This is a genomic window from Pseudoalteromonas sp. PAR1, assembly GCF_947311895.1.
Classification (GTDB): domain Bacteria; phylum Pseudomonadota; class Gammaproteobacteria; order Enterobacterales; family Alteromonadaceae; genus Pseudoalteromonas; species Pseudoalteromonas lipolytica_C.
This window is the reverse complement of the sequence record NZ_CAMZMY010000029.1, coordinates 16,035-41,030: the sequence shown is the minus strand read 5'-3', so window position 1 is coordinate 41,030 and position 24,996 is coordinate 16,035. Positions and strand designations below refer to the sequence as shown.

At 38.7% G+C, this 24,996-nt stretch carries 26 protein-coding genes; 12 read left to right on the top strand and 14 right to left on the bottom strand.

The window, feature by feature from the left end; all coding sequences use genetic code 11:
- The 6 genes from QL229_RS18440 to QL229_RS18415 all read right to left on the bottom strand — a co-directional run bounded on the left by QL229_RS18440 (position 1) and on the right by QL229_RS18415 (position 6,618).
- On the bottom strand, positions 1 to 801 hold the full coding sequence (locus QL229_RS18440) for a DUF429 domain-containing protein (RefSeq protein WP_281547291.1): 801 nt from the start codon (positions 799 to 801) through the stop codon (positions 1 to 3).
- A gap of 12 nt (positions 802 to 813) precedes the next feature.
- A complete protein-coding gene (locus QL229_RS18435; protein WP_281547290.1) occupies positions 814 to 1,761 on the bottom strand; it encodes an endonuclease NucS domain-containing protein in 948 nt (315 codons plus the stop codon).
- A 20-nt stretch (positions 1,762 to 1,781) separates the two neighbouring features.
- Entirely contained in the window at positions 1,782 to 3,059 is a 1,278-nt protein-coding gene (locus QL229_RS18430; RefSeq protein WP_281547289.1) for a restriction endonuclease subunit S, read from the bottom strand.
- Entirely contained in the window at positions 3,056 to 5,524 is a 2,469-nt protein-coding gene (locus QL229_RS18425; RefSeq protein ID WP_281547288.1) for a type I restriction-modification system subunit M, read from the bottom strand. The genes QL229_RS18430 and QL229_RS18425 overlap by 4 nt, the downstream gene beginning before the upstream one ends.
- Before the next feature lie 32 nt (positions 5,525 to 5,556).
- On the bottom strand, positions 5,557 to 5,796 hold the full coding sequence (locus QL229_RS18420; RefSeq protein WP_008112417.1) for a hypothetical protein: 240 nt from the start codon (positions 5,794 to 5,796) through the stop codon (positions 5,557 to 5,559).
- A 105-nt stretch (positions 5,797 to 5,901) separates the two neighbouring features.
- Positions 5,902 to 6,618, bottom strand: a complete 717-nt coding sequence (locus QL229_RS18415; RefSeq protein WP_281547287.1) for a hypothetical protein — start codon at positions 6,616 to 6,618, stop codon at positions 5,902 to 5,904.
- A 154-nt stretch (positions 6,619 to 6,772) separates the two neighbouring features.
- On the opposite strand from QL229_RS18415, the gene QL229_RS18410 reads away from it, so the two are divergent.
- Both QL229_RS18410 and QL229_RS18405 read left to right on the top strand, forming a co-directional pair.
- Positions 6,773 to 7,747 carry a WYL domain-containing protein gene (locus tag QL229_RS18410; RefSeq protein WP_281547286.1) on the top strand — a complete coding sequence of 325 codons (975 nt, stop codon included), beginning with the start codon at positions 6,773 to 6,775 and terminating at the stop codon, positions 7,745 to 7,747.
- 64 nt (positions 7,748 to 7,811) lie between these two features.
- Complete coding sequence (locus tag QL229_RS18405; RefSeq protein ID WP_281547285.1) at positions 7,812 to 8,912, top strand: cell division protein FtsZ; 1,101 nt, start codon at positions 7,812 to 7,814, stop codon at positions 8,910 to 8,912.
- Positions 8,913 to 8,981: 69 nt separating this feature from the next.
- Here QL229_RS18405 and QL229_RS18400 read toward each other — a convergent pair whose 3' ends face one another.
- The 3 genes from QL229_RS18400 to QL229_RS18390 all read right to left on the bottom strand — a co-directional run bounded on the left by QL229_RS18400 (position 8,982) and on the right by QL229_RS18390 (position 10,241).
- The gene (locus QL229_RS18400; RefSeq protein WP_281547284.1) at positions 8,982 to 9,344 is read right to left on the bottom strand and encodes a hypothetical protein; all 363 of its coding nucleotides are present in this window, start codon (positions 9,342 to 9,344) and stop codon (positions 8,982 to 8,984) included.
- A 100-nt stretch (positions 9,345 to 9,444) separates the two neighbouring features.
- Positions 9,445 to 9,840 (bottom strand): hypothetical protein, encoded by a 396-nt coding sequence (locus QL229_RS18395; RefSeq protein WP_281547283.1) that lies wholly within the window; start codon positions 9,838 to 9,840, stop codon positions 9,445 to 9,447.
- Positions 9,841 to 9,878: 38 nt separating this feature from the next.
- Positions 9,879 to 10,241 carry a hypothetical protein gene (locus QL229_RS18390; RefSeq protein ID WP_281547282.1) on the bottom strand — a complete coding sequence of 121 codons (363 nt, stop codon included), beginning with the start codon at positions 10,239 to 10,241 and terminating at the stop codon, positions 9,879 to 9,881.
- Positions 10,242 to 10,755: 514 nt separating this feature from the next.
- Between QL229_RS18390 and QL229_RS18385 the strand changes: the two genes are divergently transcribed.
- From QL229_RS18385 to QL229_RS18340, 10 genes are all read left to right on the top strand, one after another.
- Positions 10,756 to 11,550 carry a TnsA endonuclease N-terminal domain-containing protein gene (locus tag QL229_RS18385; protein WP_281547281.1) on the top strand — a complete coding sequence of 265 codons (795 nt, stop codon included), beginning with the start codon at positions 10,756 to 10,758 and terminating at the stop codon, positions 11,548 to 11,550.
- A gap of 14 nt (positions 11,551 to 11,564) precedes the next feature.
- Positions 11,565 to 13,769 (top strand): hypothetical protein, encoded by a 2,205-nt coding sequence (locus QL229_RS18380; RefSeq protein WP_281547280.1) that lies wholly within the window; start codon positions 11,565 to 11,567, stop codon positions 13,767 to 13,769.
- Positions 13,770 to 13,803: 34 nt separating this feature from the next.
- Complete coding sequence (locus QL229_RS18375) at positions 13,804 to 15,267, top strand: ATP-binding protein (RefSeq protein ID WP_281547279.1); 1,464 nt, start codon at positions 13,804 to 13,806, stop codon at positions 15,265 to 15,267.
- Positions 15,264 to 16,256 carry a TniQ family protein gene (locus QL229_RS18370; protein WP_281547278.1) on the top strand — a complete coding sequence of 331 codons (993 nt, stop codon included), beginning with the start codon at positions 15,264 to 15,266 and terminating at the stop codon, positions 16,254 to 16,256. Before QL229_RS18375 ends, QL229_RS18370 begins: the two co-directional genes overlap by 4 nt.
- Positions 16,257 to 16,290: 34 nt before the next feature.
- Complete coding sequence (locus tag QL229_RS18365; RefSeq protein ID WP_281547277.1) at positions 16,291 to 17,700, top strand: TnsD family Tn7-like transposition protein; 1,410 nt, start codon at positions 16,291 to 16,293, stop codon at positions 17,698 to 17,700.
- Between the two features lie 100 nt (positions 17,701 to 17,800).
- Positions 17,801 to 18,634: a hypothetical protein gene (locus QL229_RS18360; protein WP_281547276.1), complete on the top strand. Its 834-nt coding sequence runs from the start codon at positions 17,801 to 17,803 to the stop codon at positions 18,632 to 18,634.
- Positions 18,631 to 19,395 carry a hypothetical protein gene (locus QL229_RS18355; protein ID WP_281547275.1) on the top strand — a complete coding sequence of 255 codons (765 nt, stop codon included), beginning with the start codon at positions 18,631 to 18,633 and terminating at the stop codon, positions 19,393 to 19,395. Before QL229_RS18360 ends, QL229_RS18355 begins: the two co-directional genes overlap by 4 nt.
- A gap of 62 nt (positions 19,396 to 19,457) precedes the next feature.
- The gene (locus tag QL229_RS18350) at positions 19,458 to 19,919 is read left to right on the top strand and encodes a hypothetical protein (protein WP_281547274.1); all 462 of its coding nucleotides are present in this window, start codon (positions 19,458 to 19,460) and stop codon (positions 19,917 to 19,919) included.
- 18 nt (positions 19,920 to 19,937) lie between these two features.
- The gene (locus QL229_RS18345) at positions 19,938 to 20,168 is read left to right on the top strand and encodes a hypothetical protein (protein WP_281547273.1); all 231 of its coding nucleotides are present in this window, start codon (positions 19,938 to 19,940) and stop codon (positions 20,166 to 20,168) included.
- A gap of 32 nt (positions 20,169 to 20,200) precedes the next feature.
- Positions 20,201 to 20,416, top strand: coding sequence for a hypothetical protein (locus QL229_RS18340; protein ID WP_281547272.1), 216 nt, complete (start codon positions 20,201 to 20,203; stop codon positions 20,414 to 20,416).
- A 109-nt stretch (positions 20,417 to 20,525) separates the two neighbouring features.
- Here QL229_RS18340 and QL229_RS18335 read toward each other — a convergent pair whose 3' ends face one another.
- The 5 genes from QL229_RS18335 to QL229_RS18315 form a co-directional block, all read right to left on the bottom strand.
- A complete protein-coding gene (locus QL229_RS18335) occupies positions 20,526 to 21,062 on the bottom strand; it encodes a hypothetical protein (protein WP_281547271.1) in 537 nt (178 codons plus the stop codon).
- Positions 21,059 to 21,952 (bottom strand): hypothetical protein, encoded by an 894-nt coding sequence (locus QL229_RS18330; protein WP_281547270.1) that lies wholly within the window; start codon positions 21,950 to 21,952, stop codon positions 21,059 to 21,061. The genes QL229_RS18335 and QL229_RS18330 overlap by 4 nt, the downstream gene beginning before the upstream one ends.
- Positions 21,953 to 22,030: 78 nt before the next feature.
- Complete coding sequence (locus QL229_RS18325) at positions 22,031 to 23,422, bottom strand: transglycosylase SLT domain-containing protein (protein ID WP_281547269.1); 1,392 nt, start codon at positions 23,420 to 23,422, stop codon at positions 22,031 to 22,033.
- Between the two features lie 13 nt (positions 23,423 to 23,435).
- Complete coding sequence (locus QL229_RS18320; RefSeq protein WP_175083652.1) at positions 23,436 to 24,221, bottom strand: ETEC_3214 domain-containing protein; 786 nt, start codon at positions 24,219 to 24,221, stop codon at positions 23,436 to 23,438.
- 71 nt (positions 24,222 to 24,292) lie between these two features.
- Entirely contained in the window at positions 24,293 to 24,874 is a 582-nt protein-coding gene (locus QL229_RS18315; protein WP_281547268.1) for a hypothetical protein, read from the bottom strand.
- Positions 24,875 to 24,996 lie beyond the last annotated feature (122 nt).

Here is a 24,996-nt window from a genome sequence, read left to right as displayed (position 1 = left end):
TCATCCTTGTAATTCTTCACTAATCAAAAATTGATCTTTTCTGTTCTTTTTGTTAAAGCAATCTGTGGGGAGGAAAATCCATCCCTCTCTATGTGGCGTTAGTTCATCAGGGAACCTTAGCATTTCAGGCTGTTCAACAAATAATTTGGCAACTAATGCACAGGTAAATGCATCAATATGATCTTGTGTTGGCAAGCGGTGGTCGATTAACTGTTCTTCACCAATTTCATTGTTACTCCAATCAAGCCCAGCACTTTTTTGCAATTTATCAATAATGGCAGACTGAGCACAGGGAGATGGATAAGCTTCAATTGCGGTGATGTTAGTACGTTGCCACACGCCAGCTTGTTTTATGTCAGGCACAAATTTAGCCAAGGTGTGCATACCTTTGGTCGCCTGACTGCCAATCATATCTTTAATAGGGGAGAGAGGCGTGTAGCCCCACTCAGCTAAAAAGCGCTCTGTATACCTAAATAGATAAGGGTTTAGCGCATTAGCGGTATCACAATCTACAAACTTCCCTCTCAATAGGTCAGAAAAGTGCTCACTAAACCCAAGGGGGGTGTCTATAGCCAAGGTAATGTGACCACCAGAGTATTCAGACTGGCAGAGCGAAAATAGTGAAGTAATAAAATCGGCTTGGTTGTTCGCTGAATTAATTGCCGGGGACAAGTTTCCACGCCACGGAGCGCCAACAATTTGATTTTTACTATTGATGATCACCAAAGCATCTCGGCTATTACGGTTTCTAGCGCAATTCCAGCCACCGACATCCCAACCTACATAATAGTGCTCTGCCATAAGAATAACTTCCTAAAACTCACTTGATGAACTGAGCAATTTAAAGCTGACCTGATAGCGATAAAACTCAATATTATCCGTCACACTCAAGGCTCTGCGTAACTTCAAGTCATCTTCAAGGGCGATAATAATACCTTTAACCTTTTGTCCTTCTTCACACAGCTCGTGCTTTACATAGCCCATATAACGCTGGATTTGTCCAACAACATTGTCGCTCGCTCTACCACGTTTTAACTCAACAACCAGCAAGGTTTGTTTGTCTTTACTGATCGCTAATATATCAATAGGGCCAGTGTCTGAGGGGTATTGTTGGCCTACAAGTTCACCGTCTTCGGTGTAAATATCATAGTCCTGACCTAACTCAGTGTATTGCCAATTGGCGACTAAGAAATCTTCTAGATGCTTCTCCAACGCAAATACACTAGGATCTTCAACAGACTCATCACTGTGGGTTAGAGCAGGTGGTTGTTTACCATCTAAGAGCGCTTCAAGCTCTTCAGCATATTTAGTAATGTTGCTCACCGTGCCGACAGAACCCGAAGAGTTCTTTAATGGCTGCGACATTTCTTCACGGCTAATGCCTTGTTCTAGCCATTTTATTTTTCGTCTATGGGGTAATATCTCCCCCGCAGCATAGTAATAATCAGAAATGACTTCGCCAACATAATAGATCCCGTTACCGTTAGGGCAGAACACCATATCGCCCTTAGCCATACCCTTACAAATGGTATGCAACATTCCGCACGCTAAGCCTGCGCCTATTTTGGTTTTATCAGGGTTGGCCTCTAAAAATACAGGGATATACTGGCGATTAAAGTCGCGCCAGTTATCGCCTAAGTCATTAGTTAAATCAACTTCGATGCCCCAGTCGCCACCGATAAAACCTTGCTCAAAACACTGTTGCGCGTATTTACAGGCTTGGCCTGCCATAATGCGGTAGTAACTTCTTGTTGGTGTCATTGTTGAATTCCTTTTCTTTTTTAATCTTTATCAAACGGCAAACGTGTGCGGCCTGTGAGTAGTTCTTGCATCATGCTTTGTTTGATTTGACGGGTTTTCGCTAAGCGCTGTTCAAGGGTTTGGATTTCGTTATCCATGTCCGAGAGGATAGTGGCGATAGCGGTTTGTTCTTCTGAGGGTGGCAAAATTACTAACATATCAGTCAATGTATACATCGTAATATACGGTGTATTGCCAGAATTCACTTCTACTCGTATTCTTTCGGCCAGCTTTTCTTCTAAATAAATTTTCAAATACTTAACATCTGCACAAAAGTCTGAAAGAACATAAGTTCGTTGGTACGCATTAAACTTTCCTTTGAAGTAATGGACGTAACCAACATTTGCACCGTTACCAGAAACAAGCAGAGCTTCGGTATCAAAGGCATAATGGTCAATGTAATAATGATTTCGAGCACAGGTATAAAACCTATACTCTCCATCATTTCTCATTGCATTTGCGTCTAATTTACCTGTTTTGAAAGAGAGACATACCTCACTAAACTTCACCACATCCCAATCCTCTGGGATTTCGCCTAGTTCACTGGGTTTTGTGCCTTTTAGCTGGCCTTGCTTTTCACTATCGGTGTATGTAGCAAACTGCGGTAAACGGGTTTTGCCTGTCAGCAATTGTTGCATGGTGGCGGTTTTAATCGCTTGTTTTTTCGCAATTAGCTTTTCCAATTCTGTTAATAGCGCATCTACATCGGATAAAGCACTGGCAATGGTTTTCTGCTCTTCTAGCTCTTTAGGTATAGGTAGATAGACAGAGCCAATGGCATTTAAATTAATTTTCTTAGGAGTTGCGTATGTTAACCCTGACTGAGAAATGTCATTTAGAAACTGGTTGCTTTTTGTATAGTTATAAATGTATTCGGCACTATAATTTCCTTTAAACTTCAATAGCGCTAAACTCACATAAATACTTGCATCAACATCCCAATCTATTAACTTTGTATCACCTAAAATTCCAGCAGTAATTCGTGACATGATGATGTCACCGTGCTCCGGCTTACACCTTTTTATCAGTGACTTGTGTTCTTGCTCAGTAATATATTTGGTATCTGTAAAGTTGTTTTTAGTTATATTCTCAACACTATAGAACGGTATGCCTGAATCTACATATTTGGGGGTATGGTGAGTTCCATCTGTAATTTGAGTACATAAATCTTGTAATGATAAACAATCCCAATCATCAGGAATTATTCCCACCTCCGTTTGCTTATATCCTTCTGGAGCAGTTTGTTCTAGTACGCTCATAATGCCAACTCCAAGCCCATTGCTTTTAAGTGACCTGCGACTTTATCGCTGAGATCATCAACCGATTTAGAGAGGATTGGTAATGGTGTGCTATAGCGCTCTTCCAGTTGCTTGACACGGTTTGCCATTTGCTGGGTAACGCGCTCAAATTCGGCAGTGATGTTGGCTTGTAAAGTGGCAAGCCATTTGTCATCGACAATCAGGGTTTTGATTTCATCAATATTAAGTTTTGGATATTGGTTAAATACGCTTAAATCCAGAGCTTCTTGTGCTTCTTTTACTGCTTTTTTCGCAGCCGCTTCAGCATTAAACAGCTTGGTTGCTTGTTTCAGTGCCTTAACTTCATCGGCATCAGTTGCTAGCTTTGTTCTGGCAGCAACGCTGGCCTTGGTGATTTTGTCTTTATCGTTGATTGCTTCAACTAATAAGCCATCTTCAGCGCCATTTTCCTCAAGGTAACTTTCCATAGCTTGGGTGGCTTCGTCTTGTTTTGCTTGTAAAGTATCAACTTGAGCTTGTTCATCTGCAAAATAATGGGCAACGATTAGACTTGGTGGAATAATCTCGGCTTTGTACTTTTTCTTATTAATAATTAAGTCAGGCGTTTCTTTTAGTTTTTCGCCTTTTTTAGCCACTAGCTCACGTAAGGTGTTACCAGCTTGCCAATCGTCCTGCACCAATACATACACATCGTCCTGCATGGTATCTGCCCAGTAATCCATTAGGATTTGGTAAATATCATATTTGCTTAACAGGTCGCTATTGGCATAACTGTTCAGTAAGTTCTCAGAAATGTTAAAGATAAAGTTTTTCGGGTTATCGCCTACTTTAATATCTCTTAATTTCGCTTCTGGTATCCACTGTTTGAATGGCAATAGGCTACGAGTGGCAAAGTCTTTAAATTCTTGGTGAGCCAAAATGGTGCTTTTTACTTGGCTTGCTTCTACCAGTGCGTGGCTATAGCCTTCACGCTCTGGCTTGAAAAGAGTGGCACGGATGCTAGGGAATACCTGCCAGTAATGCTCAAGGGCATCAATATCGTGATTTGGAATGCCACCTTGCAGGTGAGCGCTTAAATCGTGTAAATCTTCTGGCTCAGATGAGTCGATATAACGCGGGATATTAAGGTTGTAATCGTTAGCGGCAATTTCATCAATTTCCACTAAGCGGCTGTAACGCTCAAGCTCTAAGCCTTTGTTAAACACATCAACAATTTTATGAATGTCTTGGCTGCGCAGGCGGTTTTTATTGCCATCTTTGATAAAGCCTTTGCTGGCATCAATCATAAAGATGGGGCGACCTGATACGGTTGGTAACTCAGCATCACCCTCATTGAAATTAGTGACTGCTTTTTGCGCGTGCTCTTTATCAATCACGATAATACAGGCAGGAATACCCGTGCCGTAGAATAGGTTAGCAGGTAAACCAATAATGCCTTTAATATAGCCTTGCTTAATGAGGTTTTCACGAATTGTGGCTTCGGCATTACCACGGAATAACACCCCATGCGGTAAGATCACCGCACCTTTACCTGTGCTTTTTAAGCTTTTGATAATGTGCAGTAAGAAGGTGTAGTCACCGTTTTTCTCTGGTGGAATACCCCACGTAAAACGGTTATATAAATCGTTTTCTGGCGTTAAGCCGCTGGTCCAGTTTTTATTTGAAAAAGGCGGGTTGGCAACTGCAAAATCAAATGTTTTTAATTGGTTAGGAGCATCTTTCCACTGTGGGTCGGCAAGTGTGTTGCCTTTCCATATTTTGGCAGTGGTGTTGTTATGTAAGATCATGTTCATACGGGCAAGTGCGCTGGTGGCGTTATCCATTTCTTGTCCGTAGAGAGTTAAACCACGCTCCGCTTGGTCGCTAGCTTTTAATAACAATGAACCTGAGCCGCAAGTAGGGTCGTAGGCGGTGGCATCCTGAGGTGTGTCTTCTTTAATGCCGACCACTTTGGCGAGAATTTGTGATACTTCCGATGGTGTATAGAATTGGCCTTTAGATTTACCTGATTCTGTCGCGAAATGACGCATTAGATATTCGTAAGCGTCACCTAATAAGTCATCACCGCCAGCACGGTTAGATGATAAGTCTAACCCTTGGAAAATACCGACTAGCTTGGTTAGGCGGTCTACCATTTCTTTGCCTTTACCGAGCTTGTCTTCATCGTTGAAGTCGGCAACGTCTATTACGCCTTTTAGGTCATTTTCTTCAGCAAGGGCGGCAATGATTTTATTAATTTTATCGCCAATTTCTTTGTCGTTTTTGGCGGCTATCATGTCGTCATAGCTAGCACCTTCTGGCACCACTATCATGCCGTATGGGTCGCCTTTGTATTTATCGCTAACGTACTTCATGAAGAGCATGGTTAGCACGTAATCTTTATATTGGCTGGCATCCATTCCGCCACGCAGTTCGTCACAGCTTGCCCATAATGATGAATAAAGTTCTGTTTTTTTAATTGCCATAAGTGTTCCTTTAAATCTCTGTGTCTGTGCGGTTAGAGCAAGTCGGTGTTTAAGCCTGCGGCTTTTAAACGGTGAGTGAGATTACGCATTTTCGAAAATTCAGTGCCAAAGCTGGGTTTTAAGCCAACCCCCTCGCAAAACTCTTTAGCAGTCATGCTTTTTAAACTGTCTGCGTATTTGATCATTTGCAGATGCAACTCAGTGGTGTACTGATTGCGTGGCGCATCATCTAATGCTTGTTTGATATGGTCGAAGATCGCTTGCTCGTTCATAAGACTATTTTTCTTTGAGATGGTAATTTAGCTAATTTATATAAATTAGCTAAATAAGCAAGGTGTACTTTGTTTATGATTATTCGATAGGTCAAATGTTATGCTTTAGCTATCAAATCTAAGCCCTTTTGCGATCTCAAACACCTCATCAGTCACTTCTTTTGCTCGGTAGCCTTTCCCTTCCGGTTGACAAACAAACTTAAGTGAGTCTCGAATAGATATAGGTTTTTCAGAGTAGTCATCACCAATAATAAAGTTTTCTGCAAAAGGCGCGATTGCGTTTGCAAAAGAGGAATTAATTTCATCTCTAGATTCGAAATCCACATTATCAAGAGAAATCATTGCAGCTATTATTGCTGCATCTATCATTGTGCCTTCAAGCCAGTTACAAGATGAAGCATATCCCATACACCACCTAAGTCCAGACTCTTGAATATATACTTCCATTTCTATAGTCTTCTTGCCGATAAAACACGAGCCAAATAAAAGCCCAGTAATGTTTTGTTTTTTTGATATGGAAGAAACTTCTGCGAGGATATGATCTACGTTTACATTACCAATTTTATTTTTATAACCATGAGCAGCAACATAAATAATAGTATTTTTGAAACCTTCTCTTGTGATGCAATCTAGTGCGAAATCAAAGCTTTTTTTATCGTAAAAGTTTGCATGGAAGACTTCGGTGTCGCCGGTAAATTTTGCGATTCCTTGCATGAAAGGAACTACTGAACTTCTGTTATTGTCATTTTCGTCTAGTCCCCATGGAGACTCTAGAACTAGAATTGCATTTGAAGAGCTGCCTCTTCTTCTAATAATTGCCATGTTAAATTCCCTTAAAAGTTATCCAGCTAATGCATATTGTAAAATAACAAAATTTTTATCATTTACAATCGTTTTTAACTAGGTTTGTTGTGTAGATAAACCTAAAGTATGCTTTAAGTGGAACACAAGCTATATACTTAAATATCAAAATTACATGATCTCACAGCGACATTTAGCAATTCTAGATCTTGTGCCTTCTAAGCCAAGCTCTATCACTATAACTCAGTTAAAACAAAAGCTTTTTGATAATGGCTTGAACCTTTCTACACGCATGCTGCAACGTGATCTTCAGTCTTTATACGATCAAGGCTGTTTTGGCCTTGAAAAAGATACGCGAATAAAACCTTATGCATGGTCTATTAGTAAGGAGTGGCGGGGTAGCTCACCGCTACTCAGTATTGAGCTTGCTCAGCATTACTTACTGCTTGAGCAGCTTCTGCCACAGAATATCCCTGTAGATATTAAACAAACAATTCATGCTAAAGCTGATATTGCATTACAGCGACTAAATGGCATCAAACCTGAATGGTTAAACCTAGAAAATAATAGCTCGATTAAGGTGAATCTTGACAGCAAGGTTGTTGAACAAATCGAGCATGCAATAAAACATAATCGTTCAGTTAGTGCTGAGATTTATCGCGTTTTATATGATCAGGCACACTGGTTAGCTTTTCCTGAACTTAGCTTCTATGGTCTTGAAGAAGACAATGGCATTCTTATGGCGCAGTTTATGGTAGGGACGCTGCATGACAAGTGTTATCAGATGCCAGTTTATCGTATTCGTAATGTGAAAGTATTACAAAAGACACGGCGTGAACCAAATTTAGAGCAGTTAAGCTCATTAAGATCTGCGATTAATAAAGGAAAGCGTCAGGACAGTATTAACTTGATTATCAAAGTGCCGTGTCAGTCTTCATTGAATCAAGGGTTTGTGCAATTTGGTGAGTTAATAGAGCAGAAAAAGTTAGATGCTAAAACATCACTGCTTACATTCAATGTGCAGGACACTGAGCAATTAACAAGTGAATTGTTTAGAGCATCACATTGGCTTGAGGTAATAGAGCCTCAAGCTGTACGCAACAGAGTCATCAAAAAACTAAATGAGGCTTCAAAAACTTACAACTTGTGATTTTCAGATGCGTCAAAAATTGACGCACCTTGTTGTTATGCTCTTTAAAAAATGAGGAGCAATGATGTTTGAGTTAGTTGAGAATTTAGATGGCTTGTCTATTGGCGTATTTGGTATTGGTGGCTGCGGTTGTAATACCGTCAATACTATTTTTAATGAGGTTCAAAACCCGCAAACTAAGTTTTACTGTGTTAATACTGATAAGGTTGTATTAGAGCACTCTCAAAGTGATGACTTTGTGTTGATAGGTGCTGAGCTTACAAACGGCTATGGCGCTGGCGCGGACCCCGCAATAGGGTTACTCGCCGCACAAGAAAGTGAAGAGCAATTATTAACGCTTATCAAAAGCTGCGATATTCTCTTGTGCGCAACTGGCTTAGGAGGTGGCACTGGCACAGGAGCCAGCCCATACATAGCTAAGTTAGCCAAAGATCTTAATAAGCCCGTAATCTGTATTGCAACATTACCCTTTACCAGTGAGGGGGATTTTAGGCGAAAAGTAGCTGAGCAAGGGCTTGATGAATTAAAGCAGTTCGCTAATGCTGTTGTCACTTTACCAAATGATCAACTTATTGAGGTGCTTGGCAATGACATTGGCTTATTTGATGCCTTTAAGCACAGTAATCAAATTTTACATTCTTTAATTACCTCACTCATCGATATGCTGTGTTATCAGGGATTAATTAACGTAGATCTGCGTGACTTTCAAAGAGTAATGGACGCCCAAGGCGATGCTGTATTGGGGGTTGGAAAGTGTGCAGATGAAAGCGATTTACAAATGGCTCTTACGCAAGCCCTGAGCAACCCTCTGGTTAGCAGTGTTGATATGAGCACAAGTACAGGTGTTATCGTACAAATTAATTGTGTCGATGAGATTTCATTAGGTAGTTACAACACCATAATGGATACAGTACGTCATCAAGTTAGCCCAAATGCAGTGGTTATTTGTGGTGCATCTAAAATTACGAGTTTGGCGAATAACTTTGAAATACTCATCATAGCCACAGGTGCAAAAAGTCAGTTAATTCATGCCAAAAACATAGATGAAACAATACCTAAAGTAGAGCAAACAACAAAAGCTAAAGCAGTTGTATCTAGTCAAAGTGATATTTTTGATATTCCGGCTTTTATACGCAGTCAATCACCAGCTCCCTCTGTTAAGTAGTTTCACAAGGTTGCCACCAATTTAGCTCTGCGTATCTGTGCTCAGTTATTTGGTAGTATTTTATTTGTTCTAAATACTACCAAAGCAATTGTAGTGAGGATCAGTAAAGAACCTGACACTTGTATCTAGTAAAGAAAAATTAGCTTTTATCTCTTTAACTATATGCTTTTTAAACAAGCTTTTGTCTAAATATACGTATGAGGTATTTTGATCAACATTAAAAACAACTCGACCTCTGGGAAAGTTGTAGTAGTCAGTGTTGTCTAGCATTAAACCAAACAATTGATAAATATTATTATCTTCCCACTCGACTTGGTGCTGCAACGTGCTATCAATAAATCCAAGTTGATCTGGCTTTAAGTCGATAGCACTTTGAGCTTTAAAGACTAATGTGTTTTCAGCAAACCAAAAGATCCCAACTTTGTTGTTCATGTAGGGCTCCTATTACTAAACTCAGCTAAATAATTAAATAAGGTAGCTAACATGCAGTCATTAGTCGGCGCTTACGTAAAGCTGGTCCAAGCTGTTGTTTTCACCTTAATCTTTTTTGATAATTGCGCCATTTTTCTAGCATCATTTTTCTCTCGGCAAAACAAAACATACAATTATCATACTTCATACTACCATCCTCATTTTCAAACTCTTGGCATAACAACTGATACTGCTCATTAGACTCATCGAATGGAACATCTACATATAAATACATAGGGCCACCAGAAAGATAACCAGACCACCTTTCTGGACCTAGCAACTCATATTCTATGCCATGCTTTTTACAAAACTTAAGCACCTGTTCTAAACGTTCCTCATCATTTTCAGGAAAATATTCATCAAAAGGGTCTTCTGTTTTTATAACAAACCTAAAATATAAGCTAACCTCAGGTCCTTCAATTACTTTTTCATCTAAACATCTAATCAACTGTGGCATAGTATTTCCTCTAAAATTTAAGTAGTTGGGGGCATTCTTTAAATGCTTTTAAAGCAAGAGTAATGTGAACCCGTGAAGAATTTAAAAGCTGTATTCTCAAGATGGAATTTGCTTGTGATAGTTTTAACAACTCCTTTTCTAAATATTTTTTTATCTAAATAAATCAATGATGTTTGCAGGTTAAAGTTAAAGACAACACGGCCTCTGGGGAAGCTGTAGTATTCAGTATTGTAAAGGCTCAAAGAAAATTGCTCATAAATTAGATTTTCTTCCCATTCGATTTGATGTTGCAGTGTACTATCAACAAAACCAAGTGAATCTGGCTTTAAGTCTATGACATTTTGAGTTTTGTAAACGAATGTGTTTTCAGTAAACCAAAAGATACCAACTCTGTTATTCATTTAAGGCTCCTAAATTTATATCTCCCAGTACTACTCGAGTAACACTGGTTAAGAACCCTTTTATGGATGATTTTTTCAACACTACAAAAAATATACTGAAGTATTCATACCTTCCGTAAATTGCTCAGTCGAAATGTATACACATTACATATTCCCCGCATAACACCATAGTAAAATAAGTTTTGACTGCATAACACTTCTCAGAAAACCAAAATAAAGAGACTCCTCATGCGCCTAAAAACCTAGCTACAAAAAACCTATAACTTCACTCTTTATATAATTTGATTTGTTATTGTTTTTAAGTTTTAAGCTGTTGTTTTTTATTGTTTTTATTTTTTATTTATCTTTTTATGTAATAAATAAGGTTATATATTTTTAGTTGCTCATTTTTCTATTTAAACCAAAAAAAGATATTTAAAAACATGTTGTTATAAAAATAAATTTTGACATTTACTTGCTTAACTTTGATTTGCTGTTATTAATAAAAATAGAGCAGATAATTGGAGTAAATAGAGTGAAAGATTTATATGTATCAGAATCAACAGTAAAACGAATCAAAGAGTTTAACGAAGCTAAAAAGCGCGGTGTTCATATTCCTTATGTTCGAAGCACATTCATGTCGATTGGCACGCGATCTATTTTCTTTTGTCCGGTTCAAAAGCGAGTTATCACATTGCTTGGCAAAGGTGAAAAGCATCTTTATATCACAAAACTATTTGAGCCAAATGTCGTTGAAATAAAAGAGCAATACCCGCTTGATTACGTGCTCACGCAACAAATCGCTGATTCGCATGGAGTTATTCATCCGCGCAAGCATTTGACGAATGAACTAACCGTTTTAACGACTGATTTACTCGTCACTTACCGTGATAAATCTGGCGCTCAATATCGCGTTGCTTACTCATTTAAGCACAGTATCGATGCGCGTAGTAAAACACGCACAATGCAAAAATTTGATATTGAGACCGCTTACTGGAAGCGTTTTGGGGTGAGAGCAGAGCAAGTCTTGAGAGATGATGTTTCAAAAATAAAAGCATATAACTTACTGAATTATATCAACCGTTATAACCCTGAGCTTAGCGATAGTAAATTAAGAAAATTTGCAAGCGCTCTTCTTGATGATGTTATTGAGCACCCAGAGCACTCATTACGACAGTCATTGAAAGCCGTGTCTTCATCACTCAAAGTTAAGCCATCAGATTGCATGACGTTGTTCGCAAATTCAATGTTCAAACACGTTTTACCCATTGATTTGACGCAGAAAATTAAACTGCACAAGCCACTTAATCTATGCCCTGTCGTTGAGTAAGAGGTTTAAGACTAATGTTTACTGCAAATGACCTACTGAAATTAACAGATGCTGGCGTGGAAAAATATAAATCAAAGTTTGCTTCTGATGATGAGTTTTTAGTATCAAAAGTTATACAAGAGACGGATGAGTATGCTGAGTATTTTATCATAACAAACCTATCGTTGATGAAGCGCAAAAGAGAGCCGCAAAAGCCGCTCGCGCTGACAAGAAACCCGGCTCACAAGTACTTTAAGCATTCGCTTGATAAGGACGGTTGTGCTTTTTTTCATGGGTATGATGAGCTTTCACGTTTGAGCGATGTGCAGTTAAAGGAAGAGCATCCAAATTGGCTAAAAAAGCGTGATTTCAGATGGTCTATGATGGCGTTATTTCAATCAGATGAAGCGGTGTTGAAATATCTGTTAGGCCAGTTAGGCCACTCTATTACACAACATGCAATTGACTTGAATGTGAATGAAAAAGCTATCCGTCGACCGCTTAACTACTATGCTTCATTAGGTTTTCGTAAAAATGCACTTTTACCGATTGATTATGCAAAAAGCGGCAATAGATGTACGCGAGATGATACGCAAAAGACTGGCCCAAAGCCAAAAACCTTACCTGATTTAGCAACGAGAAAGGTGCTCTCTGATGATGTTTCAAGGGTTCAGCGTCTTGCATTGAGAAATTGCGTTGACAAGAAAGACGGTAAGTTTTGTCTAAAGCATTTGCATATACTGTTTTTGAAAGAATATTGCTCTAACGAACGAATCGTAAAAAAAGGAAATGAAACACACTTTGAGCTTGAGATTGATGTTTCAAAAAGAATCAATGCTCAACAATTTAATCGTTTGTTTAAAAAAGCATTCGACTCAAAACAGCAGCAAGTATTAAAAATTGGTAAGTCAGCGTATCAAAACAACAGAAAAGACAAGACGGGCAATGCCGCGGAAGGCGTTGAGCGTGCAGGGCAGTTGTGTGAGTCAGATTCAACAGAGTTAACTATTTATGTCGCTTATCCTCTTAATACGAAAAAACGGCAGGCGGCTGGCAAAGTTTATATATGCATTGTCGTATGCGTTAAAACGCAGCTAATAATGGGTTATTCATTAAACTTCGGCGCGCCACAATGGATGAGTGTGGCTGAGGCGCTCATTAACTGTGTGCAAAACAAGCAAGTATATGCTGAGCAATATAATGTTGAATTAGATGACAATGAATGGCCATGTCAGCATTTACCTGAAGGTATTCGTGTCGACAACGGCGGTGAAAATACGCCGAAGCAATTTATAAATGTTTTAACTGATGAACTGGGTATTTCTTGTGTCGATTATTGTCCGCCAGCTAGAGGCGCAGCTAAGGGCACTGTTGAAAATATTTTACGCATTATTCAAAGCTTTATTTCAAATGTAACTGGCTCAGTTGAAAAAGACCGTGACGCTGGCCTTCCTCATCCATCGCAACGAGCTATTTTTCAGATTGACGATATTCATCGATTTATCATTCGTGCAATATGTATACATAATTCGATGCATGCTCGCGAGCGTCTATTATCCGCAGAAATGTCAACTGATGACGTTACACCAACCCCTTCAGCGATGTGGTCGCATCTAATGAATGATGAATTTTTAGGTCGCCCAAAAATGTCACAAAAGCGGCTTCCGGAATTGATGTACTCACTTATGCCAAAGCAGTCTGCAACAGTGGCGAGAACTGAAGTGAAGCTCAATGGGCTCGGCTATCACAGCAGTTGGGCAGAAGCGCAGGGCTGGTTTACTAAAGCAGTTGGTGGGCATTTTAAAGTTGATGTTATCAGTTTTGGTGGCTCAGTCGACGTGATTTACTTTAAAGATGACAGCGGTGAGCTTCAGCCACTGGCGCTAAAAGGTGAGTATGAATCTTTCATAGGAATGACGGCGCAGCAAGCTCAGTTCAGACTCGATGAAATTAAAAGTCATCGAAAAGTACTTGAGTACAAAAAAGAAAATGCACTCGTCAACTTTGAGCATGAAATCGAGCAAGTTCAAGAATATCGTCTTAAAAACGACTTCAAAGATGCGCCGCCGAATACGCAAAAAACAATACAAAGCGGCATTGCTGAACGCAAAGCAATCATGATTGAAGATGAACAAAGACAAAAAGCAGAAAAGCAAAAAGCGCTTATGCAGCTTAAAGATGCTGAGCAAACTACTCAGTATACAGGTTTGAACGATGATGATTATGAGGGTGTCTATTAATGGGTAATGTAGAAACAAAGAGTGAGAATTGCTAATGATGAACGCAACAAGAGTTAAAGCGAATTATCAAGCTCAAAGGCTTCCCAAATACCAAGGAAATCCGTTGGTGGAGGCGCTACCGTCTGAGCTAAGCGAAAGTGAGCTTATTGAACTAATGCGAGTGCTAAAGCCCTTGCCTTCATTTTTTGATGAATTATCAGCGATTGATGCGACGGAGTGCATTAAAGACTTGAAACTCGTGCATATTCCAACGGTTTCGTCATACCAAATATATGAAAATGTATTCACAGAAATACGAAAAGGTTACCTAAATCGTAACCCATTAGCCGCGGATCAGCGTCGCCTTGTCAATACAGTGAGTGAACGTTTGAAAGCGCGGGGTAAGTTTAACGTGCAGCAGCCTGCGGAGTATGTTGCCACAGCGCCTAGTATCTTAGTAAGTGGCAAGGCTGGCATTGGCAAGACAGTATCAATTCGTCGTGTTTTAAGTACATTTCCGCAAGTTATTGAGCACTCTGAATACCAAGGCCAAGTGTTTAACACCAAGCAAATCGTCTGGATGTCATTTGATATGCAAGCATCACGAAGTCGAAAAGCACTCGCTCATAATTTTTTTAATGAATTAGTCCGTGTACTTGATATTGAGGATGGCCCAAAATTTAAGAAGACATTTATCAAAGAAAAGGACTCAGTCGATCAGCTTTTTCACGCAATGCAAGTAGCCGCTGTGGTTTACAATATTGGCTTAATACATATTGATGAAGCACAGTTTGTGTTGAACCCCTCGACGAATTTTAAGGATGCGCCAACGCTGCCTGAAATAGAAACCTTGTTTAATAAAATGGGGGTGCCGATTGTTATCTCGACCACTGAAGATGCATTGTCTACATTTAAAATAAATGAAAGTGAAACACTTACAAAAGCAACTAAGTTGCAAACTGTACGTCGCTTAAGCTCTGTTGCACATATTAAAGTTAATCAGTGGCGCATCGACTCGCCACATTTTAATGAACTATTTTCAGCGTATTATCAACCCTCCCTGTTCAAAGGTACTGATGTTTACAGTGATGAATTTAAGTTGCAATTGCTTGTTTTGTGCGCGGGTGTGACTGATGCAATCTCAGCGCTTTCAAGTGCGTTCATTCGTAACTACCACGCGCTCACGAAAAAAGGCGTGCACGTTAATTGTTTAAAATTACTTAAGCAAGTTTATGAAGCTAGGATGGAGACGTGGCACGCTCCACTTTCTAATCTTCGAAAAAGTTATCGTGTTTCATTATCACAAGATAAAAGTATAAAAAAAGCGGGTGCATCTTCTACTACAGGTGTAGATGAGTTCTATGATGAAGCTGAAGCATACACACCTAAGGCCAAGCGAAAGCGAACGAGCGCGCATCATTTGAAGCCGGCAAGTGCAGTTGAGCGAATTGATGAAGGCGACGAAGTCATTGATGCTGATTCAATTGTGGCAAGTTATGAAAAGCGAGATGAGTCATGATTTATCAGCCGCCTATGCCGCTGCCCGGCGAGCACGCTGCGAGCATAATGTATCGCTACTTTCAAATGACGCGATTTACAAAATTTGAAACGATGATGAAGTCAGAATATAACTCAAAATTAGACTCGCCAAGGCGCCTGTGGCAGCCAACATTTTCAATGCTCGCAGAGTCATTTTCGTCAAAATATTCACTCGCACGTTTCATTGAAAAGTATACAAACATCACTGATTACAGTCTGTTTTTAGATGAATCAGTTTTTAAAGATAGCTCTGTCGAAAGCATGCTGAACAAGCTATCTGGCTTCAAGTTTCATAACGCACTGAACGTATCACAAGATGTGTCTTGGCGTTACTGTCCCGAGTGCGCGCGCGAAGACGATGAAAAGTTCGGTACAACATATTTTCATGTCGCCCATCAGTGCTTTTACAAGCGTGTTTGTCGAAAACACAATGTGCTGCTTGAAAAAAGTGACCCTTATCATTTTTCTCTGCCGCCCTTAGGGACTGAGTCTGTGGCCGCTTCTCCGAGCGATATAAAAACAGAGGTTGTTTTATCTAGCTGGGTTGATGCACTGAAAGAAATACCGCAGTCAGAGCGCAAGGTTAGAGCGTTGAATTTGATACATCAAAAAATATGCATCTTTTCTTATGACAGAAAGAATCCTTATCACGTGCAGCGAGTTCAGTACGTTCAAAATCGACTAGCTAAACGCTTTAATCGCTCGCATTTCATGCTTTATTTTAGCTGGGGACCTTTGGCTTCAGGGCTGTATCCATTGAATTCTGTTGTTGGCCTGATGGGGTTTTTAGACCCTGCTAAACACTTTCATCCAATGATTTACTTGATGCTGATAGACCTGTTTTTAAAGCAAGATGAGTTTGATTTATCAATGCAGTACTCACTCGCCAGCTCAAACGTGACAGAGCCAGTACCGCAGGTTGTTTCTCCGATTGAGATAACTGATTTGATAAATGACAATGCCGCTTAACTAACGGGTATATAAGCAGAGGTTGATGATGCGAATGAAGCAAATATATCCTCGCATTTACAATAATGAAACTATCTATAGCATCGCATCGCGATTAGTGCTGAATGATGTGTCATCATCGATATCTCAGTCCATGCTGAATGTATTTGATAATAAAAATATTCAGTTAGATTCAATCTTACCTTCTTTTATTAATCGTCTATCTTTGGTCAGTGGCTGCTCTCACGATGAGCTTCTCGATAAGCATTCGTTATTTCAATACTACACATTATTCTCAACAGAAAGCGTCAGAGCGCAAGCTAGAGCACTGTTGCTAAAAGAAAACAGTCTTGATGCATTTAAAATCCTGGGGCTGTTAGCTAATCGCATTTCATGTCACGATGTTCATCAGTTTTGCCCTCTGTGCGCTAAAGAGCAAGAAGCGAAATTTGGCGAAACTTATTGGCTTAGAGCGCATCAATTACCGTTAACCAACAGTTGTTACAGGCACCACTGCCGGCTTGTCTCTATACCCAAGCAACGAAAGCGGCTTCTTTTCCCGTTGATAGGCTGCGAGCCCTCATTTGCTATATCAACGCTTGAGCATAAACTCGCATCGTTTAATTACGCTTTCAGTCAAGCAAATCATTTTGATCCAGTCCGCTTAAAACAAACGTATGCGATGAGACTAATCAACCGAGAATTGGCTACCACGCGTTTTGTGCGTCACAGCTTGTGGCGTGAGCAAATGAGAGTGTATTTTGATGAGTACATGAGCCATGATGCCGTTTTTAAGCTATTACAAAACGACGCAGAGTATGCTTTCCCCGCAAGCATTTTCTACAATGATGAAGCAAGCCACCACCCATTAAAGCATTTATTGATATGCACATTTTTGTTTGAGCATGTTGATGACTTTATTGAGGCTTATACACAAAAAGAGCCATTGAAAGTGGTTCATGCTGAGCCAATTACACCTCAATCTGAAATAGATGCGCTGAGGCAAAGTACCGCTCTAATGCTATTAAGGCAGGGCCTCTCGCTTCGACAAATTATTCAGGTGGCTGACGTTAGTGCTGCAACAGTAAGAAATATAGCCAGAAAACATAGCATTTCATTAAAAGAACAAGAACGAAAAGTCAGTGACTCTATTCGCCGAGGTATCACTATTCAGCTCATAATCGGCCGACACGTTGCTGATATTGCGAATAAATTTAACTTAAAAAAAGGTGATGTCGAGCAAGTCTTGAGCGGCCAACCAATCATTAAAGAGCTTCGGCGTCGCATTCGTTTTTATCGTCATCGTCAACAAGCAAGACGTGCACTCATTGCAACATTGTATACACTAAAAACGCCTACGATAACATTGTTACGCCGCAGTGCTGACAAGGAATATATGTGGTTATTTAAGCACGATAAGTCGTGGTTGAACTCATTCAAAAAGTTTTATTTTAAGAGCGATTGAGAGGTGGTTTTGTTGTGTTTTATCAAGATGAGTTGGTCTTTTTATTGAATACGTTAAAGCTTAAAAAGACGCTAAAACTAGCACTGACGGAGGTATATGGATGAGTCATCAAGTGATTTGCTTCGATGTTGATCAGTTTAAAGAGCACGAGAGTGAGCCTGTTCATCGTTTAACTCTGCCGAGTTATGCGTTAGTTGAGTATACACAGGCTTTTAAAGAGTGCGTGTTAAAAAATCGGCAACTGCTACTTGAGCATAATTTACAAGAAGTTGTAGTAAAAACAACGATAGTGAACTGGTTTTATGATTTACATGAGCGGTTTCACTACGGTGTCGACTCATTCCTTCATATAACGACAAGGAAAATTGCTTTTTCAGGGACTATGTCGCCACAAGTCGAGGCGCACTTTATCACTCCATATGTAGATATTGAGGAAGTGATATTAGATGACACAGAAGTTGTATCGCTTTCTCGTAATACTCAATACTTGCCGTTTGTTCTATCACTGATAAAAGAGCTTGAAAGTAAAACTGAGCGATACGAAGAACTGTCAGAGTTATACTGGAAGCTAGAAGAGGTCAAGGAGCCGTTAAAAAACCTCGACGAATCATGTGTAAATACGTTGTCGCTTGATGCTGATAGTACACTGACTAAAGTTATTGAAGAGTCGAACCAACTTGATGCGCAGGTTCAAGCGCTTGAACTTGAAATTGAGCAGTTGCTACAGCGCATTATATATAAAGCGTTTAATGTCGGCTTTGGTGATTTTATTTCATATGCTGAGAGTGACAAAGGCATAGTGACGACTCTGCGGTTTGAGGGATGCTACTACCATGCTGGGCGTATCTGTTTTAGAGGAGCAGGTATCACAAAAGCAGGTAAGGTCGGCAAACGTGATGCTTCTTTTTACCTGAGTCTGATGGCGGCACCATGAATATACAGGCCCTTTTATCACAGCTTAAAAAAGCCAGAAAACGTCGCATTATCTTAAGTTATCATGCAAGAGGGAGAGCAGGTGTCGATGTTAAAAATGAAGAATGGGCTGAGTGCTTAAACGTTTTAAAGCAGCTATTTAAAGAGTTTAAAGCTGCTGGTTGTAATATTTTGATTTCATGGTGGGGTGAGATTTACATCATACCCAAAGAAAGTAACACGGCTTTTGAATTAAAGCTTAGCTATCAGTCTGATTTAAAGTTTGGGTATCACTTTAAGGATGAATTGAAAAAGAGTGCGTTTAAAGTACTGAGCTTTTCAACTCCCCAGCCGCAGCTATGTATTCAGATAAAAGCATACCGTAATAGGGCATCATGGTATGTAAAGCCTATCGATTTAGTGCGCGGTGAAAGTGCAGGTCTAGGTATGCATCTCTTTCATGAAATGATGATCAGGTTAAAAAGATACACGACGCCCGGCTTAGAGCTTCATCTCGATAAAATTACACGTGAAGACCTGTTGGCAGTCATACATTATGGGGCTGCGCTCAATGGCCGTAATTCATCGCTTTACAACGTGAGTCGTCAAATCAATTCAAGGTTTTATTATGGAGAAATTCAATTAACGCAGCAAAGTGTGCGAATGAAAGGGTATTCGGCTGGTCTAGATACTGAGCTCTATATAAGACAAAAAGACATGGCGTTTATTCGTAAGCACTTATCAATGTTAGATTTTGAGCAGTCAGTTATACGACTTGAATGAATGGCTGGTGATGAGACTTGAAGTTATGAGTGCGGCTCACTAAAGTTAATAGTAGACATCAAATGAGTGAGCGGAATATGGCTGAGTTTCAAGCTAGTAACACAAGTAAATGCGACTTCTTATCTGTCGTCACTCAAGGTGAGCTAACAACGTTTTCAAACCCTCTTGCCGAAATAAATTTTACGAATACAGGTGTTACAAAAGCCGGTGTGTGTTCACTTGCTGACTCGTTGAACTGGAGCGTAGAAGTTATCGCTCAGAGCCTAAACACAACATCAGGCATGTTGATACGACATAAGTCAAAAAGGCTCAATAAGCAACTGAGTGACAACGTCCTAGACATTGCAAAGCTTGGGCAGTTTGGTGTTAAGTATTTTGGTAATATTGAGAATTTCAACTGCTGGCTAGATACTCCTATTTTGCTATTTAATGGCGAGCCTCCGCGCCGTTATATGAACTCTATTCGCGGCCGCGAATTGATAAAGCAAACAGTTAATAAACTAAAATACAGCTATACAGCTTAATAGTCGATTTAACTTTAGGTGCCAGAAAAATGGATACTAATAGGTAAGAATTTCGAAATCCCACTTGCTGATGAATACTGTGAAGCATTAGGAATTGAGGTTGGCGATATTCTGCTATGTACACTTATGAAAGATAAACGCTCGATTAAGCTTGAAAAGTTTTCAGATCAATCTTTAAATGATGAACAAATTAAAGCTCATGGCTATTTATGTCGTGTAGAAGAACTTAACCCCGAAGATTTTGAGTAATTTATTCTGATCTTTCCGAAATTGGGTGCATTATGGCTATCACATCGATAAAATCAATCAACTCAAAACAAGACTTAGAAAAAGCACTCAAGCGTGTAGATGAGCTTTGGGACGTTGCTGAACCTAACATTCCTAAAGGAGAGGAGCTTGTTATGCTTACTCAATTAATCGAAGATTACGAGTTAGCAAACATTGTTTCTCAAAGGGTAGATCAAGAAGAAATAGAAGTTAATATAGACGATTTATAAGGGTATCTTGTTATCGTATAAGCCCTGTGAAAGCAGGGCTCTGTAATTTTAGATTATACGTGACATCTGTTTGGTGTATGTATATAGCCTCAACCGCAATTAACTCAAATTAATCCTGCTTAATATCAATGCTTTCAATTAGCGGCACTATGACGTCGGCGTTACACTTCACTAATAAACTACTTCCTTGTGTAGCTAGGGTTTGACATTGTAAATCTTTAATTCTTGCAATCCCAGCAGTTTGAGAAACTGCTTTTTCAGTGAAATCTTGTCTAGAGTAAAGTGTGTTGCTGTTTGAATCCACACTGATAGCAACAGTGTCGATTTCTGATGATGAGGAGATTACAACGCCGTTGACCTCTTCTGTTGCTAGTTGAACTATTTCTTTCTTAGCTCGTTCTCGCAAGCTTTTTAAGGATTCACTATCATTACCCATAACCGTAGTTGATCTATTAATGGTTTTTGTAATAGGGTTGTCATTACGGTCTTTTTTGTAATGGATTGTAAAGCTTCCTCGTGACTGTTCATTTGGTTGATATTCAATAACTTCACTATTAGCTTTTGGAATAACTAAATCGTATGGATTTTTCTCGCTACTAGCGCAACCTGTTAAAGAAGCGATCATTAATAACAGTATAGATCTCATTTTAAGCCTCTTTGTTTTTTATGGGCATCGTTCAATACTTTGTAATCTTCCACTTCTTTTATTGAATCAAGAATATCAAAATTTCTAGGATCAATAAGGTTCGCTTTTGTCATCAGATTGTAGGCTTCTGTGTAATTACCTTGCATCAATTTTACTAACCCTTGATTGTGCAGAGCAATCGCCTGATCTTCAACTGAGTTACTATTTTGAGCGACTTGATCAAAGATACTAAACGCTTGTTTTAGCCTGTCTTTTTTGACATATTCAATACCTAAATCAATATTTTCGTCCTCACCACTTAGGTAGTTGAGTTTTACTATTGAACGGTACGGCGAAATTTGCTTAACCACATAATCAGCTGCCTTTTCTATCAAAATGTCAGCAACCTCTGAGTCAGTACGTAGCTTTTCCTTTGCTTTGCTTCTGTTTTCGTTTGAACTCTTTTCTTTACTATAAGTGAATGTTTTAGAGTTGCTGTTTAGTGTTTGTTGGCCATAAGCAACATAGTAAGTTAACGTTAACGTTTGTTTTACAGATGCATGATAGCTGTACCAAGTTTCTTTCTTACCTTCATGCTTTTCACTCCACGAATTACGCTCTACACGTGATGGTGATATTTCGCCAATAAGTATATAGGGTGAGTTTGCATGAACATTTACATACCCATGACTCATCAATTTAGACTTTACTTTGGCAGAAAGAGCGTTTCCTTTGATATTATACTTGTCACCTTTAAAACCAACGATATCAATATGCTCAAGAGCGAGACCTGACTTACTTGGCATGTTCATAGTCGAGTCAACTTCTATTTTTGAAGCACATCCACTAAGTGCTGCTAACACGCCAAAAAAGAATATTGAACTTGAGAGTGTTTTTTTTATGTTTAGCATCATTTTTCCATTTTTATGTTGAGTTTCTAATTAACATTATATTTGCTAACAAGACTGTAAACTTCTTTGTATAAAATATTAAATTTGGTCCATAGATTTATAAATAGCTTGACGTTCTATAACTTTTTGTAAGTATTTCCTTGTCTCTTCATAAGGTAAGTCTGAAATTAGTTTGTTATATACCTGCTCAGGAGTCATAGAGTTTATTATGGTTGAAGCTTTGGTGATATTTCTTGAGTTATCATAATTAAAAGTTTTAGCTACGTTCCCGGCTCCAGTATTGTATGCCGCAATCATGCAATAAAGCCTACTTTGTTTGTTAATAATTTTAGCTAAGTATCGTGAGTTTAAGAGGTGCATATACGCTACCCCAGTCTCAATATTATTTTCTGCATTGAATAAATACTGCTTGCTCATAATATTATTTTTCTTATGTAAAAAACGATTCACATCAAGCCCTGCACTTAAAGGAACAATTTGCATTAAGCCATAAGCAGGGATAGGGGATTGCGCTTTAGTATTAAAGTGGCTTTCGGTATGAATTACAGAAAAAAGAATACTATTTGGTAATTGCCAACGTTGGCTATGCTGGTTGACTACCCCCTTAAATGGTGCTGCTTTTTTCATAAAGCTTTTATGGGTAAGTGGCACGGTATAAGTTGTTACTCTTTTACTCTTTAGTAACTCTCTTTGTTTTACTGTACTGGCCTTTTTCTGAGTCTCTTGTAGTGCTTTAATGCGTTGCTCTTTTTCTTTTTCGATTCGCATAAATTCAGCTTTAAAACTTTTATCTAAGCGAGGATTATCGCTAGCCACAAGTTCTGACGATGCGTTGTATAATGACATATCATGAATTTTTTCAACTTGGTGACGTGAAGCAATAGCTTGAGCTTTTATTTTATCGATTTCCTTATTGAAAAGGTTATCTGGTTTCGCAACAACCTCAATAGGCTTTTGGGTAGGGGTTGTGTTTGCAATTTTTTTTGTTAACTCTTCAAATGTTCTATTTTCAATATCATTACTTAATTCCTGATTAGCTGACAATGTACTTTTTAATGCATCATTAACTTTACTAGTTGTAACGTTCTCTTTTACATCATGTAAAATACTGATACTCATTACATCATTCTCAAAATCTATACTAGTTTTTACCTGATTGTCAGGGCTGTAGTATGTTGACATGCTTGCCCGTTGTGAATCTGTTTCTCCCCAAGTATTGATAAGCTTATCACGTATGTCATCAAGCTTTTTAAAGTGCTTCTGCCTAAAATCTTGATATTCTGATAAGTAGCGCTCTTTCCATTCATTAAACTCTTTAAGCTCTTCAGCACTGCCTTCCTTTTCTAAAGAGGCCATTTCTCTCCCTAACTCGTCAAATGGATCACTTGAGTTTTGCGCAAAAGCACAAGTTACATTTAGCATTAAGACGCTGAAGATTGATAAATATGTTTTAAGTTTGAATGAATACATAAAAACCCCTTGTTCAGCTTTTTGTAAATGTTTGGTATTCGAAACGAGTAAGTAGTGACTCAGCTACAATTTTATGATTCAGTTCACTAACTGCATAATAATTAGGCTTTATTTTTCCTCTTAATGAATTAATCTCTTTTGCTAGGTCCTTGTTGGTATCTGAATAGATAAGTAGAGAATCAATCTCATTAAGAGCTATTTTTACTGAAGCTAAGTAATTATCTGGACTGTTGATTGAACTAGGTATTGCTGCATATTCAATGAAACCTTTGGATAAAGAAAGAAACATTTTATCCTTGCCAAGGTTTTGAGACTCTAGGTAGTAAATTAAGTTACCAGTATCGAAGCTGTATTCAAATTCACCTGATGCCTCATCCAATATAGTTGATTTACCAAGCGGGGCTGAGAAAGGAACCTCAGGAGAAAAATCTGTAATGCGTGATAGTACCGAATAACCATTTACGCGCTTGTCAGAAGTAATTATCGTAAAAATAAACTTGTCTTTTATGTAATAGTAGAACTCAACATCAGGGTTTGTTTGTGATCTTTTTATTGCATTAGGTTCTCCAAAAAAAGACTTTGTATAGGCTAATCCATTCCCAATATTGACTTTGTCTATTTGCTTATATTGAATCTTGTGTGTGAAGTTTTTAATAGAGGCTGTGTATGCACTTAGAAGAACATCTTTTGTGTCCCCCCATTGCCCTATAGAAATCAAGATCGCAGCTATCATTAAAATTGAGCTTTGTATTTTTTTCCACATTGATCTTTGGTTTTCTTGATTATTATTTTCTGTCATGTCAAAACTAATTTTATCTATAAAAACGAAGCTTCACTTTTTAAAGTGAAGCTCTCCAACCAATCATGTAATTAATTAGTAAGTTTTTTTATTTCTTCATCTAAGTTTTTTTCAGCTTTATCTGCTTTAAACTCTTGATACAAAAACTTTTCATCTGCAGGATTTACCAATCTTTTACTTTGTTTGAGTATGTCATCAAATAAAGATTTTGTTTGATTAGGCTCTAAGGCAGTCATAACACAAAAATGATCTTTACCAGATATGTTTATGATATCTGATTTAATTAACCTTGATCCTTGTAGCTTTTGTTTTGTTAACTGTTTTGAAACTGAGCTAAAAGTAGTGCCCACAGTTGTGTCATCATTTGAATCAATACGTTCGCTATATGTTTTTTCAAGGCCCTCAACTCGTGTTTCAATCTGTTGTGCTAGCGCCAATCTACTATTAGCTGTTGCTAATTTTTTATCAACAGATAAGTTGCCAGAAAACTTAACGCAGTCAGTAGCAGCGATACCGTCAGTAACATTAGGGTTTAAGACCCAGTTAGGAAGGTTTGAAACACTTGTATTAGAACTTTTATCAGCAACTGTGTTACAGCCACCAATTACAGCAATAATGGCAAAAGATGTTAATAATTGGAGTGAAATTTTCATTTATCTACTAACCTTGTAATTTTTAAGATTAAGGGGTAAACAACACTCAATTCTACTTTTTATAGAGTTTTAGAGTGTAAAAAAGGAGGGACATTAAGAACTTCATTATCTTTTCGCCTCCG

Bases quoted from the DNA above. Each gene is read 5' to 3' on its own strand.
- QL229_RS18430 (WP_281547289.1), bottom strand. From the start codon at position 3,059: ATGAGCGTACTAGAACAAACTGCTCCAGAAGGATATAAGCAAACGGAG.
- QL229_RS18350 (WP_281547274.1), top strand. From the start codon at position 19,458: ATGAGTGAGCGGAATATGGCTGAGTTTCAAGCTAGTAACACAAGTAAA.
- QL229_RS18390 (WP_281547282.1), bottom strand. From the start codon at position 10,241: ATGAATAACAGAGTTGGTATCTTTTGGTTTACTGAAAACACATTCGTT.
- QL229_RS18370 (WP_281547278.1), top strand. From the start codon at position 15,264: ATGATTTATCAGCCGCCTATGCCGCTGCCCGGCGAGCACGCTGCGAGC.
- QL229_RS18365 (WP_281547277.1), top strand. From the start codon at position 16,291: ATGAAGCAAATATATCCTCGCATTTACAATAATGAAACTATCTATAGC.
- QL229_RS18375 (WP_281547279.1), top strand. From the start codon at position 13,804: ATGATGAACGCAACAAGAGTTAAAGCGAATTATCAAGCTCAAAGGCTT.
- QL229_RS18440 (WP_281547291.1), bottom strand. From the start codon at position 801: ATGGCAGAGCACTATTATGTAGGTTGGGATGTCGGTGGCTGGAATTGC.
- QL229_RS18415 (WP_281547287.1), bottom strand. From the start codon at position 6,618: ATGGCAATTATTAGAAGAAGAGGCAGCTCTTCAAATGCAATTCTAGTT.
- QL229_RS18405 (WP_281547285.1), top strand. From the start codon at position 7,812: ATGTTTGAGTTAGTTGAGAATTTAGATGGCTTGTCTATTGGCGTATTT.
- QL229_RS18420 (WP_008112417.1), bottom strand. From the start codon at position 5,796: ATGAACGAGCAAGCGATCTTCGACCATATCAAACAAGCATTAGATGAT.
- QL229_RS18315 (WP_281547268.1), bottom strand. From the start codon at position 24,874: ATGAAAATTTCACTCCAATTATTAACATCTTTTGCCATTATTGCTGTA.
- QL229_RS18380 (WP_281547280.1), top strand. From the start codon at position 11,565: ATGTTTACTGCAAATGACCTACTGAAATTAACAGATGCTGGCGTGGAA.
- QL229_RS18395 (WP_281547283.1), bottom strand. From the start codon at position 9,840: ATGCCACAGTTGATTAGATGTTTAGATGAAAAAGTAATTGAAGGACCT.
- QL229_RS18340 (WP_281547272.1), top strand. From the start codon at position 20,201: ATGGCTATCACATCGATAAAATCAATCAACTCAAAACAAGACTTAGAA.
- QL229_RS18325 (WP_281547269.1), bottom strand. From the start codon at position 23,422: ATGTATTCATTCAAACTTAAAACATATTTATCAATCTTCAGCGTCTTA.
- QL229_RS18425 (WP_281547288.1), bottom strand. From the start codon at position 5,524: ATGGCAATTAAAAAAACAGAACTTTATTCATCATTATGGGCAAGCTGT.
- QL229_RS18435 (WP_281547290.1), bottom strand. From the start codon at position 1,761: ATGACACCAACAAGAAGTTACTACCGCATTATGGCAGGCCAAGCCTGT.
- QL229_RS18360 (WP_281547276.1), top strand. From the start codon at position 17,801: ATGAGTCATCAAGTGATTTGCTTCGATGTTGATCAGTTTAAAGAGCAC.
- QL229_RS18335 (WP_281547271.1), bottom strand. From the start codon at position 21,062: ATGAGATCTATACTGTTATTAATGATCGCTTCTTTAACAGGTTGCGCT.
- QL229_RS18330 (WP_281547270.1), bottom strand. From the start codon at position 21,952: ATGCTAAACATAAAAAAAACACTCTCAAGTTCAATATTCTTTTTTGGC.
- QL229_RS18400 (WP_281547284.1), bottom strand. From the start codon at position 9,344: ATGAACAACAAAGTTGGGATCTTTTGGTTTGCTGAAAACACATTAGTC.
- QL229_RS18410 (WP_281547286.1), top strand. From the start codon at position 6,773: ATGATCTCACAGCGACATTTAGCAATTCTAGATCTTGTGCCTTCTAAG.
- QL229_RS18320 (WP_175083652.1), bottom strand. From the start codon at position 24,221: ATGACAGAAAATAATAATCAAGAAAACCAAAGATCAATGTGGAAAAAA.
- QL229_RS18355 (WP_281547275.1), top strand. From the start codon at position 18,631: ATGAATATACAGGCCCTTTTATCACAGCTTAAAAAAGCCAGAAAACGT.